This is a genomic window from Streptomyces gobiensis (assembly GCF_021216675.1).
In the GTDB taxonomy this organism is placed as follows: domain Bacteria; phylum Actinomycetota; class Actinomycetes; order Streptomycetales; family Streptomycetaceae; genus Streptomyces; species Streptomyces gobiensis.
Genome location: NZ_CP086120.1, coordinates 2,288,802 through 2,303,084, shown reverse-complemented (window position 1 = coordinate 2,303,084; position 14,283 = coordinate 2,288,802). Strand labels below are relative to the sequence as shown.

General features: G+C 69.1%; 12 protein-coding genes and 1 riboswitch. Of the genes, 8 read left to right on the top strand and 4 right to left on the bottom strand.

Annotated features, from left to right (window positions below):
* Window positions 1-90: 90 nt before the first annotated feature.
* Window positions 91-1,716: a diguanylate cyclase CdgB gene (gene cdgB, locus test1122_RS10495; RefSeq protein ID WP_232268901.1), complete on the bottom strand. Its 1,626-nt coding sequence runs from the start codon at window positions 1,714-1,716 to the stop codon at window positions 91-93.
* Between the two features lie 283 nt (window positions 1,717-1,999).
* On the opposite strand from cdgB, the gene test1122_RS10490 reads away from it, so the two are divergent.
* Entirely contained in the window at window positions 2,000-2,554 is a 555-nt protein-coding gene (locus test1122_RS10490; protein WP_232268900.1) for a flavin reductase family protein, read from the top strand.
* A gap of 517 nt (window positions 2,555-3,071) precedes the next feature.
* On the opposite strand, the gene test1122_RS10485 is transcribed toward test1122_RS10490, so the two are convergent.
* Window positions 3,072-3,995, bottom strand: coding sequence for an SIS domain-containing protein (locus test1122_RS10485; RefSeq protein ID WP_232268899.1), 924 nt, complete (start codon window positions 3,993-3,995; stop codon window positions 3,072-3,074).
* A gap of 254 nt (window positions 3,996-4,249) precedes the next feature.
* Here test1122_RS10485 and test1122_RS10480 point away from each other — a divergent pair, with 254 nt between their 5' ends.
* Genes test1122_RS10480 through otsB form a run of 3 tightly spaced genes read left to right on the top strand, consistent with a single transcriptional unit; the run spans window position 4,250 to window position 6,612 of the window.
* Window positions 4,250-5,506 carry an extracellular solute-binding protein gene (locus test1122_RS10480; protein ID WP_232268898.1) on the top strand — a complete coding sequence of 419 codons (1,257 nt, stop codon included), beginning with the start codon at window positions 4,250-4,252 and terminating at the stop codon, window positions 5,504-5,506.
* Between the two features lie 19 nt (window positions 5,507-5,525).
* Window positions 5,526-5,780 (top strand): DUF3263 domain-containing protein, encoded by a 255-nt coding sequence (locus test1122_RS10475; RefSeq protein WP_232268897.1) that lies wholly within the window; start codon window positions 5,526-5,528, stop codon window positions 5,778-5,780.
* Between the two features lie 10 nt (window positions 5,781-5,790).
* Entirely contained in the window at window positions 5,791-6,612 is an 822-nt protein-coding gene (otsB, locus tag test1122_RS10470) for a trehalose-phosphatase (RefSeq protein WP_232268896.1), read from the top strand.
* Here otsB and test1122_RS10465 read toward each other — a convergent pair.
* The gene (locus test1122_RS10465) at window positions 6,602-8,050 is read right to left on the bottom strand and encodes an alpha,alpha-trehalose-phosphate synthase (UDP-forming) (RefSeq protein ID WP_232268895.1); all 1,449 of its coding nucleotides are present in this window, start codon (window positions 8,048-8,050) and stop codon (window positions 6,602-6,604) included. The two genes, otsB and test1122_RS10465, sit on opposite strands and share 11 nt — an antisense overlap.
* 697 nt (window positions 8,051-8,747) lie before the next feature.
* Entirely contained in the window at window positions 8,748-9,701 is a 954-nt protein-coding gene (locus test1122_RS10460) for a glucosyl-3-phosphoglycerate synthase (RefSeq protein WP_232268894.1), read from the bottom strand.
* Between the two features lie 132 nt (window positions 9,702-9,833).
* Window positions 9,834-9,985: riboswitch (SAM riboswitch) on the top strand.
* A gap of 17 nt (window positions 9,986-10,002) precedes the next feature.
* On the opposite strand from test1122_RS10460, the gene thrC reads away from it, so the two are divergent.
* From thrC to groL, 4 genes are all read left to right on the top strand, one after another.
* The gene (gene thrC / locus test1122_RS10455; RefSeq protein ID WP_232268893.1) at window positions 10,003-11,283 is read left to right on the top strand and encodes a threonine synthase; all 1,281 of its coding nucleotides are present in this window, start codon (window positions 10,003-10,005) and stop codon (window positions 11,281-11,283) included.
* A 103-nt stretch (window positions 11,284-11,386) separates the two neighbouring features.
* The gene (locus test1122_RS10450; protein ID WP_232268892.1) at window positions 11,387-11,665 is read left to right on the top strand and encodes a MoaD/ThiS family protein; all 279 of its coding nucleotides are present in this window, start codon (window positions 11,387-11,389) and stop codon (window positions 11,663-11,665) included.
* Window positions 11,666-12,077: 412 nt separating this feature from the next.
* Window positions 12,078-12,281, top strand: coding sequence for a cold-shock protein (locus test1122_RS10445; RefSeq protein ID WP_004986573.1), 204 nt, complete (start codon window positions 12,078-12,080; stop codon window positions 12,279-12,281).
* 281 nt (window positions 12,282-12,562) lie between these two features.
* Window positions 12,563-14,191 carry a chaperonin GroEL gene (gene groL, locus test1122_RS10440; RefSeq protein ID WP_232268891.1) on the top strand — a complete coding sequence of 543 codons (1,629 nt, stop codon included), beginning with the start codon at window positions 12,563-12,565 and terminating at the stop codon, window positions 14,189-14,191.
* The last annotated feature ends 92 nt before the right edge of the window (window positions 14,192-14,283 follow it).

Genomic DNA, 14,283 nt, shown 5'->3' with positions numbered 1-14,283 from the left:
CCCCTGCTCTCCTCATACGGCATATGGCTGACCCGCCGCAGCCTACCCCGTTCGGGGGAGGGCTCATTGCCGCTTGACCGGCCGTTCATCTCAGCCCGCCCGGCGCTGCCCCTTGGAACGGGACCGCTTCTCCACATACATCCGCTGGTCAGCGGAGTGCAGGACCTCTTCCGTGGACATTCCGCAGGCCGCCCAGCCAATGCCGAAACTGGCCCCGACGCGTACCGCGCGACCGTCCACCCGTATCGGCGGGATGATCGCGTTACGCAGCCGGACCGCGAGGTCGGCGGCGTCGGCACGGCACAGTCCGTCAGCAAGTACCACGAACTCGTCCCCGCCGAGCCGGGCCACCGTGTCGTTGTCCCGTACGCCGCCGGAGAGCCGCCGAGCGACCTCGATCAGCACCGCGTCACCGCAGTGGTGGCCATAGCGGTCGTTGATCGACTTAAAGCCGTCAAGATCGCAGAAGAGAACCGCGAGCCCCTTGTCCGCCGGGTCGTCGCTCTCCGGAGCGACCACATGCAGATGGTGGTCATAACCGCCGTCCAGCGGCTCCACGCCCGTACCGTCGAAGCCGTCCACGCTGAAGCCATGGGTGCCGATGTGTGGGGGTGGCTCGGACAGGGCCGGGGCCGGGCCGGGCCTGGCGCACAGCTTGCCGCTGAGCCGGGCGCGCAGCTCGGCGCTGTTCGGCAGGCCGGTGAGGGAGTCATGGCTGGCGCGGTGCGCGAGCTGCAGCTCATGCCGCTTGCGCTCTTCTATGTCCTCGACATGGGTGAGAAGGAAGCGTGGGCCGTCGGCGGCGTCGGCGACGACGGAGTTGCGGAGCGAGACCCATACGTAGGAGCCGTCGCGGCGGCTGATCCGCAGCTCCGCCCGGCCGCCCTCGGCGGAGGTGCGCAACAGGGTGCCGATGTCCTCCGGGTGGACGAGGTCGGAGAAGCTGTAGCGCCGCATCACCGAGGCGGGGCGGCCCAGCAGGCGGCACAGCGCGTCATTCGTCTTGATCAGCCGGCCGTGGTGGTCGCCGCCCATCTCGGCGATGGCCATACCGCTGGGCGCGTACTCGAAGGCCTGGCGGAAGCTCTCCTCGCTGGCGCGCAGCGCCTGCTGCTCGCGCTCCAGGCGGACCAGGGCGCGCTGCATGTTCGAGCGCAGCCGGGCGTTGCTGATCGCGATGGCGGCCTGGAACGCGTACATCTGCAGCGCCTCGCAGCCCCAGGCGCCGGGACGGCGGCCGTTGCGGGGCTTGTCGACGGATATGACGCCGAGCAGGTCGCCGTCTGAGGAGTACATGGGGGCGAAGAGCCGGTCCATCGGGTGCCACTCATCCGAGAAGCGGGGGGCGGGCCCGGCGGTGTGCCACTGCGGGACATCGTCGTCATCGAGGACCCAGCCCTCGGTGTACGGGATAAAGCGGAGCTCGCCCCAGGCCTCACCCATGGCCAGTCGGCGCTCCCAGGAGGCGCGGGAGCCGACGCGGCCCGCCATCATCGCCTCAGCACCGGGATGGCCCGCGACGGCGGCGACGACAAGGTCGCCATCGGAGCGTACGAGGTTGACGGCGGCGAGCTCGAAGCCAAGTCCGGCGACGGCGCCGTCGGCGACGGTCTGGAGCGTGTCGGCGAGGCTGCGGGCGGTGTTGAGCTGTGCCACGGACTGATGGAGCTGGCGCAGCGTCGCGAGGCGGACGTAGGGCTCTGAGTCAGTGTCCATCGCCCTCCCCCTGTGACTCCTGTCCCTCCGAGTGCCACGGCCACTGAATCACAGCGAGCTGCTCACTCGGTACACAGGGTCAACAATTATCGCCATCTGTGACTCAAGTCACAGCAGAGCGTAGGTGGTTGACTGCTCCGAGTGGAGGTGTGTCGTGTTCCGTCTACATATGTCGAAGGCATTGAGCGGGCGAAGGGCGTCTGTATGTTCGGTCGATGGACCTAGGGCTGGGCTGGTCCTCCGGACCGATGCGGGCGGTTTGGACGGCGGATAGCGTTCCCGTGTGTATTCACCAGCGCCACGCCAGCCGCAGACGTCCATCCCCCATCCTGAAGGGGTGAGTGAGGAACAGTTCCGAGCCGCCATGGCGCGGCTGGCCGCGGGTGTGGTGCTGGTGACAGCCTACGACCCGGAGGACGGGCCGCGTGGCGAGGACGTCGGTATGACGGCGACGGCCTTTCTCTCCGTATCGCTGGAGCCGCCGCTGGTCCTGCTGAGCGTGCGGGAGGGTTCCCGGATGGACGAGCTGCTGGAGCGGCAGCCGCTGTGGGCGGCGTCCCTCCTGGCGGAGGGGCAGCGGCAGACGGCCGGTCGCTTCGCGATGAAGGGGCGGCTGAGTGACCGGCTCCTCTTCCAGGAGCTCGCGCATACGCGGGGCGAGGTTTCGGGGGCGCTGCTGGTGTCGGGGGCGCTGGCGCAGCTGGAGTGCCGCACGGAGCAGCGCGTCTCGGCCGGGGACCATACGCTGCTGGTGGCCCGGGTCCTGACGGCCGCCCTTCCGCAGCCGGAGGGCGGGCCTCTCACCTACTACCGGGGCCGCTACCGCACGCTTGGGTAGCAGGCTGCTGCCCGGCCTTACGTCGCTGGCTTTCCCGCCGTCCGGGGTGCGGCTCCGCCGCGTGGTGGGGCTTGCGCCCGGTGGCGGGGGTGCCGTGGGGTGGGTTTCCCCTATGCCCGCCCCTTCCCGGAAACCGGGGCTTCGCCCCGGGCCCCGGGGGTGGGCGGGTGCGGCTCCGGTGGCCGGTGTTGTGCCCACCCGTGCCGCCCCTCGGGCGGCCCGAGTGCCCACAACACTCGTGTGGGCCGAGTACCCACAACACTCGTGTGGCCCGAGTGCCCACAACACTGGTGTGGGCCGAAGTGCCCACAACACACGGCGGTGCGAGTGCCCACAACTGCGTGAGGGGGTGGGGAGGGGTGGGTTGTTCCGGACGCTTGCCCGTGATTTGTGGGCCGACAGGGGCTTAACCGGTTGACTCAACGCTGCCGCGCGTCGGGCCGTAAATCATGGGTCCGGAACGGCCCACCCCGGACCACCCCCGACCCACCACGGCGCCGCACCCGGCAACGTGCGGTCACCCTCCTGGGAGGATCACGCTGCGGGTCAGGCCGCGGGGGCGGTCCGGGTCCAGACCCCGCCCCTCCGCCACCGCGACCGCGAGCCGCTGAGCGCGGATCAGATCGGCGACCGGGTCAAGCCCGTCGGCCACCAGTGCGCCGCCGACCCGGTCGATATCCGCCGCCAGCCCCTCCGGCAGGGTGCCGAAGACCCACGCCACCCGGCCCGGCCCGGTGATGGAGATCGGCCCGTGCCGGTACTCCATCGCCGGATACGCCTCGGTCCAGGCGCCCGCCGCCTCCCGCATCTTCAGGGCCGCCTCCAGGGCCAGCCCGTACGCCCAGCCCCGCCCCAGAAACGTCCACTGCTCGGCCCCGAGCGCCACCTCCGGCAGCGGCTGGGTGACCGCCAACTCCGCGTCAACGGCTGCTTCGGCGGCCGACTTCACACCGGCGGGCAGCGCACCCCGCGCCTCCAGCCCGGTCCGTAGAAGCATCAGTGCGGTTGTCGCGAAGCGTGTCTGTACGACTGACTCCTCGTCGGCGTAGTCGAGGACCACGGTGTGGTTGGCGGCGTTGCTGACCGCCGACTCCGGGTCGGCGGTCAAGGCGACGGTCGCCGTCGCACCGCGCAGCCGGGCCAGCAGATCCAGCACCTCCGTCGTGGTGCCGGACCGGGTGATCGCGATCACCCGGTCGTACGTACGGCCGACCGGGAACTCCGACGCGGCGAATGCGTCCGTCTCGCCGTCCCCCGTCGCCTCCCGCAGGGCCGCGTACGACTGGGCCATAAACCACGATGTGCCGCATCCGGTCACCGCGACCCGCTCGCCGGAGCGGGGCAGGGCGTCCGCGAAGGAGGCTGCCTCATCCGCCGCGCGCCGCCAACAGCTGGGCTGGCAGGCGAGCTCGGCGGCGGTACGGGACGGTTCGGCGGCCATGTGGTGACTCCTCAGAGCAGGGGCGAGTGGTGTAGTCCACGTCCGTGGATAGCAGCCCCGGCCGGAGTCGGGAAAGGCCGTTGCCGAAGCGATACCGGGGGTCCTGTGGACCTCGCGGGCGCCGGAATGGAGACTCTTCCTCGAACACGCATGAACGATATGCGAACAAGTAAGCGCCCTCCCATGGGCAATTTCAGGACAAAGGGGAAGTGCCAGTGCAGCGGCGGCGGTTCTTGGGCCTAGCGGCCACGGGCATGGTGAGCGCTGTCGGACTGTCAGCCGCAGCCTGTGGCAACGGCGACTCCGGCAGTGAGAAGGTCACCCTCAAGCTTGTCGCCGCTGACTACGGTGACCCCAGCGGTAACAACGGCTCACAGGAGTACTGGGACGCTCTCGCCCGTGCCTTTGAGAAGGAGCATGAGGGCGTCACGGTCGATGTGTCCGTATACAGCTGGAACGATGTCGACAAGAAGGTCGCCGAGATGGTGAAGGCGGGGAAGGCCCCCGACATCGCCCAGATAGGCGCATACGCCGACTACGCCGCCGACGGCGCGCTGTACTCCGCCGCCGAGATGCTCTCCATCCCCGTGCAGGCCGACTTCATCCCGGTCCTCGCCCAGGCGGGTGAGCTGCGCCGCACCCAGTACGGCCTGCCCTTTGTCTCCAGTACCCGGATGCTGTTCTACAACAAGGACCTCTTCACCAAGGCCGGACTCGACCCGGACAAGCCGCCGAAGAGCTGGGCAGAGCTCAAGTCGGCCGCCGAGGCGCTGAAGACAGCCGGGGTGAAGATCCCGTACGGGCTGCCGCTCGGCCCCGAGGAGGCCCCGGCCGAGACCATGATGTGGATGCTGAGCGGCGGCGGCTCGTACACCGACAACGTCGGCGGCTACATCATCGACTCGGTGGAGAACATCAAGACCTTTACCTGGCTGCGCGATGATCTCGTCGGCGCGGGCCTCACCGGGCCCAGCTCCCCGGCCACCACCGACCGGCAGACCGTCTTCAACGCCTTCAGCCGTGGCGAGGTCGGCATGCTCAACGGCCACCCGACGCTGATGCAGCAGGCGGGGCGTCAGAAGATCAATTACGCCACCGCACCACTGCCCGGCCGGAGCGGTGAATCGGGCACCACCATGGGCGTCGCCGACTGGATTCTGGGCTTCAAGCAGAACGGCAACCGGGAACACATAGGCAAGTTCCTCGACTTCGTCTTCAGCGTCGATCAGCACTATGCCTTCACCGACCGCTATGACCTGCTACCCGTCACCACCTCGGCCTCCGACCGGATGAGCTCCGCCAAGAAGCACAAGGCCCTGTGGCCGTTCCTGGAGCAGCTCCAGACCGCCGAGTTCTACCCGGTGGGCAAGATCTCCTGGGCCGGGACCAGCCAGCAGATCAAGAAGTCCATCGGTAAGGCCGTCACCCAGAGCGGCAACCCGGAGGCCATCCTCGGCGCGATCCAGCGCCAGGCCGACGCCGAGGAGTCCGCGGCGAGCGGGCGACTGTAGGCGGCAGTAGGTTGGAGGCGTGACACAGCAGGACGAGCAGCCCGGCCAGGAAGGCCTGTCCGAACGGGACCAGGCCGTCCTGGCCGTCGAGCGACGCGGCTGGCCGGGCCCCGGCGCCAAGGAGCGGGCCATAAGAGAGCAGCTGGGCCTCTCGCCGACCCGCTACTACCAGTTGCTCAACGCCCTGCTGGACGACCCCCGGGCGCTCGCCCACGACCCCGTCACGGTCAACCGTCTTCGCCGACGCCGGGACGCCCAGCGGGAACGCCGATAGGGTCGCCCGTATGGGCAGTCCTCTCCCGGTTCCCACCACCCCCGCGGGCCGCACGGGCCTGGAGGCCTTTCTCGCCGCCCCCGAACAGTCCGTTGTCGCGCTTGACTTCGACGGCACCCTCGCCCCGATCGTCGCCGACCCGGCACAGGCCCGCCCCCATCCCGGTGTCGTCCCCGCGCTGTCCCGGCTGGCACCACGGCTGCGCGCCGTCGTCGTCATCACCGGGCGACCGGCACAGCTCGCGGTGCGCTACGGCGGCTTCGCGGGGGCGCCGGGCCTGGAACGTATGACCGTGCTCGGGGCGTATGGCGCCGAGCGCTGGGACGCCGCGACGGGGGAGATCCAGCAGCCGCCGCCGGACCCGGGCGTCGCGGCCGTACGGGCCGGACTCCCCGGCCTGCTGGAGCGGCTGGCGGTCCCCGACGGTACCTCCGTCGAGGACAAGGGCCATGCGATCGCCGTCCACACCCGCCAGGCCCCCGACCCGGCCGGCACCTTTGAACTGCTCCAGGAGCCGCTGCGCGAGCTGGCCGGCCGGCACGGGCTGCGCCTCGAACCGGGGCGGTTCGTGCTGGAGCTGCGGCCGCCGGGCATGGACAAGGGCCTCGCCCTGCTCGATTTCCTCCGGGAGACCGACGCGGGCCCGGTCCTCTACGCGGGCGATGATCTCGGCGACCTCGCCGCCTTCGCCGCCATCGAGAAACGCCGTGCGGAGGGCACCCCGGGCGTGCTGGTGTGCAGCGGCAGTACGGAGGTCACGGAACTCGCCGCCCGCGCCGACCTGGTGGTCGACGGACCAGCGGGCGTAGCGGCCCTGCTGGCTAGCCTCTGAGCGCGGCCAGCTGGTCCAGGAACCACTTGCGCGGCGGCAGCGCGGTCGCCGCGGCCGCCAGCCGCTTGGTGCGCTCCGCGCGCTCATCCGGGTCCATCAGCAGCGCCGTATGCAGTGCGCGGGCGGTATCCGCGATGTCATACGGGTTGACGACGAGCGCGTCCTCGCCCAGCTCCGCGTAGGCCCCCGCCTCCCTGGACAGCACCAGCGCGCAGCCCCTGTCCGAGACGACCGGCACCTCCTTGGCGACCAGATTCATCCCATCGCGGATCGGATTCACCAGCGCCACATCCGCCAGCCGGTAGGCCGCCAGGGAGCGGGCGAAGTCGTCCTTCACATGCAGCAGAACCGGTGTCCAGTCAGCCGTGCCATACGTCGAGTTGATCTTCTCGGCGACCAGTGAGACCTCAGCGGTGTACTCCCGGTACACCGCCAGATCCTGCCGCGACGGATAGGCGAAGGCGATATGCACGACCCGCTCATGCCACTCGGGATGGTCATCCAGCAGCCGACGAAAGGCGTACAGCCCGCGCACGATGTTCTTGGACAGCTCGGTCCGGTCCACCCGCACAATCGTCTTACGGCCCTGCCCGCCGATCTGCTGCCGCAGGGTGGCCATCCGCTCGGCCACATCCGCACGCTGTGAGCGCTCCCGCAGAAAGTCCGCGTCGGCCCCCAGCCCATGCACACCGATCCGCGTCGTATGCCCCTCATAAGAGACCACCAGCTCGCCATCGGTGGAGAGCACGGAGGCACCGAGCACATCAGCGCAGCAGGCGGTGAACGCCTCGGCCCAGCGCCAGGTGAGAAACGCCGCGCGGTCGGCGCCGAGGATGCCGCGCAGCACGGCCGCGCCGACCCCGTCGGGCAGCACCCGGTAGTAGTCCGGTGGGGCCCAGGGCGTATGGGAGAAGTGACCGATCCGCAGATCCGGCCGCCGCGACCGCAGCAGGCCGGGCACCAGGGCCAGGTGGTAGTCCTGCACCAGGACCACCGCGCCCGGCGCGGCCTCCTCGGCGAGCGCGTCCGCGAAGGCCGCGTTGTACGCCTCATACGCGGCGTACCGCGCTTCGAAAGCCGAGTCGAAGACGGGCTCCAACGGGATCTGGTACAGCAGATGGTGGACAAACCACAGCACGGAGTTCGCGATGCCGTTGTAGGCATCCGCGAACACCTCTGCCGGGATATCCAGCATGCGCACCCGCTGGTCGCCGGTGTCGGCGACGGGCAGCCGCCCGTCGTTACGCCGCACGGCCTCGCGGTCGCCCTTGCCCAGGGCGGCGCAGATCCATACGGCGTCGGCGTCCGGGCCGATGGCCGACAGACCTGACACCAGGCCGCCGCCGCCCCGCTTGGCGGTGAGCGAGTTGTCTTCGCCCAGCGTGTATGAGACGGGGCCACGGTTGGATGCGACGAGGATCTGGGACGCGGTGACCATGTCCCGACCGTATCCCCTGCCCCCCAAGCCCAAACAACCGTACGTTTTCAGCCGCCCCTTCCCGGCTGCGGCTCCGCCGCGCGGCGGGGTTCCACCCCGGTTGCGGGGTGCCGTGGGTGGGTGTCCCCGTATCCCTCCCCCAGCTACCTCCCCCAGACTCCGTCTGGGAGGTGCCCCAGGGAGGTGCCCCCACCTTCCCGGCTGTGCCGATATGCGGCTCCGCCGCGTGGCGGGGCTTGCGCCCGGTTGTGGGGGTGCCGTGGGCGGGTTTCCCCAATTCCCGCCCCTTCCCGTAACCGGGGCTTTGCCCCGGGCCCCGGGGTGGCCGGGTGCGGCTCCGGTGGCCGGTGTTGTGCCCACCCTCCCCCATAGCCTTAAGGGCATGGGGGGACCCCCATCGCCCCTCGGGCGGCCCGAGTGCCCACAACACTCGACGGCGTGAGTGCCCACAACACTGGTGTGGGCCGAGTGCCCACAACACACGGGCGGCGCGAGGCCCACAACTGCGTGAGGGGGTGGGGAGGGGTGGGTTGTTCCGGACGCTTGCCCGTGATTTGTGGGCCGACAGGGGCTTAACCGGTCGGCCCAACGCTGCCGCGCGTCGGGCCGTAAATCATGGGTCCGGAACGGCCCACCCCGGACCACCCCCGACCCACCACGGCGCCGCACCCAGCACGTACGGCCGGGCAGCCGCCTGCTAGGCCGCGCGGGACGCGTACTCCGGCAGCGCGCACATCGCCGGGCGCTCCTCGGCGTCAACCGGGTACGTACGGGGCGCGAAGCCCCCGGAGGGGGCGCGGTCGAACTGCGTAAGTTCGGCCCGGGTCAGCGGCGCCCCGGACAGCCGGAGCTGCGCCGTGCGGTATATCGCCGCCGCCATCCGCCCCAGCGCCTGCCCGTCCTGGTGCCGATGGAGTCGGACGCCGACGTCCACCTGGGCCAGCGCGTCCAGCCCGACGCAGTCGAGCGCATCGATGAGCAGCCCCAGCTCAACCCCGTAGCCCACAGGGAAGGGGAGCCGTTCCAGCAGGGAGCGCCGGGCCGCGTACTCACCGCCCAGCGGCTGGACGAAGCCCGCCAGCCGGGGCCAGTGCAGGTTCAGCAGCGGCCGGGCCACCAGCTCGGTCACCCGGCCGCCGCCCCCCGGGCTGTCGCCCAGGGGGCGGTCGTACATCGCCTTGACCAGCTGAATCCCCGGGTCGGTCAGCAGCGGCCCGACAACGCCCGATACAAACCGCGCGTCGAAGTCGCGCAGGTCCGCGTCGATGAAGCACACAATCTCGCCGCTGGTGACGAGCAGCGACCGCCACAGCACCTCGCCCTTGCCGGGCAGCGCGGGAAGCCGGGGCAGTACCTCGTCGCGGTGCACCACCTTCGCTCCGGCCGCCGCCGCGACCTCGGCCGTACGGTCCGTGCAGCCGGAGTCGAGGACCAGCAGCTCATCGACGAGCGGCATGGCCTCCGACATCAGCTCGGCGCGGATCGTGGCGATGATCCCGCCGACCGTCGCCTCCTCGTTCAGGGCGGGCAGTACGACGCTCACACTGCCGAAGGAGCCCGCCGCCCGCTTCGCGGCGAGCAGTGTGGGCAGTGGCCGGTCAGCGGCGGTCCAGGAGCGCCGCCGCAGCCAGGACCCGACCTCATCCAGCACGTACCTGTCTCCTGTCTCGCGGTTCGGACGACTGTCTCAACCCTGCCGGACGTCGGTTACAGTCTTGGACAACGCGTATGACCACCGCATGTCGGGGTCTCACGTCGACAAACGCGCCGGTTGGCGCCATAGCGCTCATCCAGAGGGGCAGAGGGAACGGCCCGTTGAAGCCCCGGCAACCATCCTGCGTGCGCTCGTACTTCCGGTCATTTCCGGGGCGGGGCCGCCGTGGGGAAGGTGCCAATTCCGGCCCATGGCGAAAGCCGTCACGGGGAAGATGAGGAGAAAGGGCCTCGCCTCCATGGCTGTGCAAACAGTTTCAAACAGCACCGATATTTCTCTGGGACCGGCCGTCGCGCTGTCCTGCAGGGAGTGTGGGGAGCGCACTCCGCTAGGCCCCAGTTTTGCCTGTGTGGCCTGTTTTGGCCCGCTGGAGATTGCATACGAGCTACCGAGCGGTGATCCTGCGGGACTGCGTAAGCGGATCGAATCGGGACCCAACAGCATCTGGCGCTATGCGCCGCTGCTGCCCGTTCCGGAGGATGTGGCGAGTAAGCCGAATCTCAACCCCGGGCTGACCAAGCTGGTCAAGGCCGACAATCTCGCCCGCGAGCTGGGTATCACCGGCTCGCTGCACATCAAGGACGACTCCGGCAACCCGACGCACTCCTTCAAGGACCGTGTCGTGGCCATCGCCGTTGAGGCGGCCCGTGCCTTCGGCTTCACCACGCTCTCGTGTTCGTCGACCGGCAATCTGGCGGGTGCAGTGGGCGCCGCGGCCGCCCGGGCCGGACTGCGGTCCTGCGTCTTCATCCCGCACGACCTGGAGCAGGGCAAGGTCGTCATGGCCGCGGTCTACGGCGGCGATCTGGTCGGCATCGAGGGGACGTATGACGACGTCAACCGCTTCTGCAGCGAGCTGATCGGCGATCCGATCGGCGAGGGTTGGGGCTTCGTCAATGTCAATCTGCGCCCTTATTACGCGGAGGGCTCCAAGACCCTCGCGTATGAGATCTGCGAGCAGCTGGGGTGGCGGCTGCCGGACCAGATCGTGATCCCGATCGCCTCCGGTTCCCAGCTCACAAAGATCGACAAGGGGCTGAAGGAGCTCATCGCGCTGGGGCTGGTCGAGGACAAGCCGTACAAGATCTTCGGCGCTCAGGCGGAGGGCTGCTCCCCGGTCTCCCGGGCCTTCAAGGACGGCCACGATGTCGTACGGCCGGTGCGGCCGGACACCATCGCCAAGTCGCTGGCCATCGGGAACCCGGCGGATGGCCCCTATGTCCTGGACATCGCGCGTCGCACGGGGGGCGCGGTCGAGGACGTCAACGATGAGCAGGTTGTGGACGCGATCAAGCTGCTCGCCCGTACCGAGGGGATCTTCGCGGAGACCGCGGGCGGGGTGACCGTCGGTGTCACCAGGAAGCTGATCGAGAGCGGTGTGCTGGACCCGGCCCTGACCACTGTCGTACTGAACACCGGCGATGGTCTGAAGACCCTGGACGCGGTGGCGCCCACGACGCGCCCCTCGGCGGTGATCCGCCCGAGCCTGGACGCGTTCCGCGAAGCTGGACTCGGCTGACTGTCCCGCCCTCTCCCGCCCTCTCCCGTCCTCTCCCGCCTCCTCCTGCCCTCCGCCTCTTCGCCCCTCCGCCCCCTGACCTGTTCTCACAGAAGGTGAAGCCATGAGCGTTACCGTCCGTATCCCGACCATTCTGCGTACCTACACCGACGGCAAGGCCGAGGTCCCGGCCGAGGGCGCGACCCTTGCCGAGGTGATCGCGGACCTGGAGAAGAACCACCAGGGCATCGCCGCGCGGGTGCTGGACGACACGGGTAAGCTGCGCCGCTTTGTGAACGTCTACGTCAACGACGACGACGTGCGCTTCGAGCAGGGTCTGGAGACCCCGACGCCGGACGGCGCGGGCGTCTCGATCATTCCGGCCGTGGCGGGTGGCTGCTAACCGTCCATACAGCACAATATTTCCGGAATTGCCCCCTCCGCTTGCGCGGTCAGGGGGCAATTTCACGTTCCGGAAAGCGGTACAGTTAGCCCACCCCCCTCCCGGCGTGATGTGCCGAACGCATATGAGAACACGACAACTTGTGCCAGAAATTGCTGAACGATTTGTCGTGTTGATCCGCTATGCCCGGCCCGACTTGCCCCGCTTTTCCGGCATTTGAACCGGTATCGCCGGTCGGCCGTACTCAGAATTCTCGTCCGATTGACCTGTTGCACAGGGCGTCCGTCCAGATACATTCAGCGGCGGTCGACGCGTTCCGGCGCACACCCCAACTCCTGGTGAGTGGGGTGAGGTCTGACCCGGGTCCGCGGAGTGCGGTCTCGTGCAAGGGCCAGTAATAGGGGAGTTAGGAATGGCTCAGGGCACCGTCAAGTGGTTCAACGCGGAGAAGGGGTACGGCTTCATCGCGGTCGACGGTGGTGCGGACGTGTTCGTCCACTACAGCGCGATCCAGATGGACGGGTACCGCACCCTTGAGGAGGGGCAGCGAGTCGAATTCGAGATCTCGCAGGGTCAGAAGGGGCCGCAGGCGGACATGGTCCGCGTGACTGCCTGAAGCGACGACCACGCCACATCGTCTGAAAGGGCCCGTGCTCCCCGTCGGGGGCACGGGCCCTTCGGCGTGCGCGGGACGTGCGGGTGTCCGGGAGCCGCTTGCACTCGGGTGGGTCGAGTGCTAATCATTGCGTTAGCACTCTCCGAGTGAGAGTGACAAAGAAGGACCGGTTCGGTGAGGTCCGCAGGCCGGGTGGGAAGGAACCACCAGGCTCGCAGACCGTCCGTCGCGGGCGCCAGCGCGGTCCGGAGAAACCCACCCGTCTGGGAGGACCACTTCACATGGCCAAAATCATCGCGTTCGACGAGGAGGCGCGGCGCGGCCTCGAGCGCGGGATGAACCAGCTCGCCGACGCCGTAAAGGTCACCCTCGGCCCCAAGGGCCGTAACGTCGTCCTTGAGAAGAAGTGGGGCGCCCCCACGATCACCAACGATGGTGTTTCCATCGCCAAGGAGATCGAGCTCGAGGACGCATACGAGAAGATCGGCGCCGAGCTGGTCAAGGAGGTCGCGAAGAAGACGGACGACGTCGCCGGTGACGGCACGACGACCGCGACCGTCCTGGCGCAGGCGCTGGTCCGTGAGGGCCTTCGCAACGTCGCCGCCGGTGCCAACCCGATGGCCCTCAAGCGCGGTATCGAGAGGGCCACCGAGGCCGTCTCCGCCGCCCTGCTGGAGCAGGCCAAGGATGTGGAGACCAAGGAGCAGATCGCTTCCACCGCCTCCATCTCCGCCGCTGACACCCAGATCGGCGAGCTCATCGCCGAGGCGATGGACAAGGTCGGCAAGGAAGGTGTCATCACCGTCGAGGAGTCGCAGACCTTCGGTCTTGAGCTTGAGCTCACCGAGGGCATGCGCTTCGACAAGGGTTACATCTCGGCCTACTTCGCCACCGACATGGAGCGTATGGAGGCCGTTTTTGACGACCCGTACATCCTGATCGTCAACTCCAAGATCAGCAACGTGAAGGACCTCCTTCCGCTGCTGGAGAAGGTCATGCAGTCGGGCAAGCCGCTGCTGATCATCGCCGAGGACGTCGAGGGCGAGGCGCTGTCCACGCTCGTCGTCAACAAGATCCGCGGCACCTTCAAGTCCGTCGCCGTCAAGGCTCCGGGCTTCGGTGACCGCCGCAAGGCCATGCTCGGTGACATCGCCATCCTCACCGGTGGTCAGGTCATCTCCGAGGAGGTCGGCCTCAAGCTGGAGAACGCCGGTCTGGAGCTCCTTGGCCGCGCCCGCAAGGTCGTCATCACCAAGGACGAGACCACCATCGTGGACGGCGCCGGCGACAGCGAGCAGGTCCATGGCCGGGTCAACCAGATCCGTGCCGAGATTGAGAGCTCCGACTCGGACTACGACCGCGAGAAGCTCCAGGAGCGCCTCGCGAAGCTGGCCGGCGGCGTCGCCGTCATCAAGGCCGGTGCCGCGACCGAGGTGGAGCTCAAGGAGCGCAAGCACCGCATCGAGGACGCGGTGCGTAACGCCAAGGCCGCTGTCGAGGAGGGCATCGTCGCCGGTGGCGGCGTGGCCCTGCTGCAGGCCGCTTCGGTCTTCGAGAAGCTCGAGCTCGAGGGCGACGAGGCCACCGGCGCGGCCGCGGTGAAGCTGGCGCTGGAGGCTCCGCTCAAGCAGATCGCGGTCAACGCCGGTCTTGAGGGCGGCGTTGTGGTGGAGAAGGTCCGCAACGTGACTCCGGGGCACGGTCTGAACGCCGCGACCGGTGAATACGTCGACATGATCGCCGAGGGCATCATCGACCCGGCGAAGGTGACCCGGTCGGCGCTGCAGAACGCCGCGTCGATCGCGGCGCTCTTCCTCACCACCGAGGCTGTCATCGCCGACAAGCCGGAGAAGGCGGCTGCCGGTGCGGACGCCGCTGCTGCCGGTATGGGCGGCGGCATGGACTTCTGACCCTCCTGGGTCAGAAGCCCCCGCACCGCGCGACTGAGGGCGGCACCTCTCCGGAGGTGCCGCCCTTTGCGCTGCCCGGCTTCGGGGCTTCG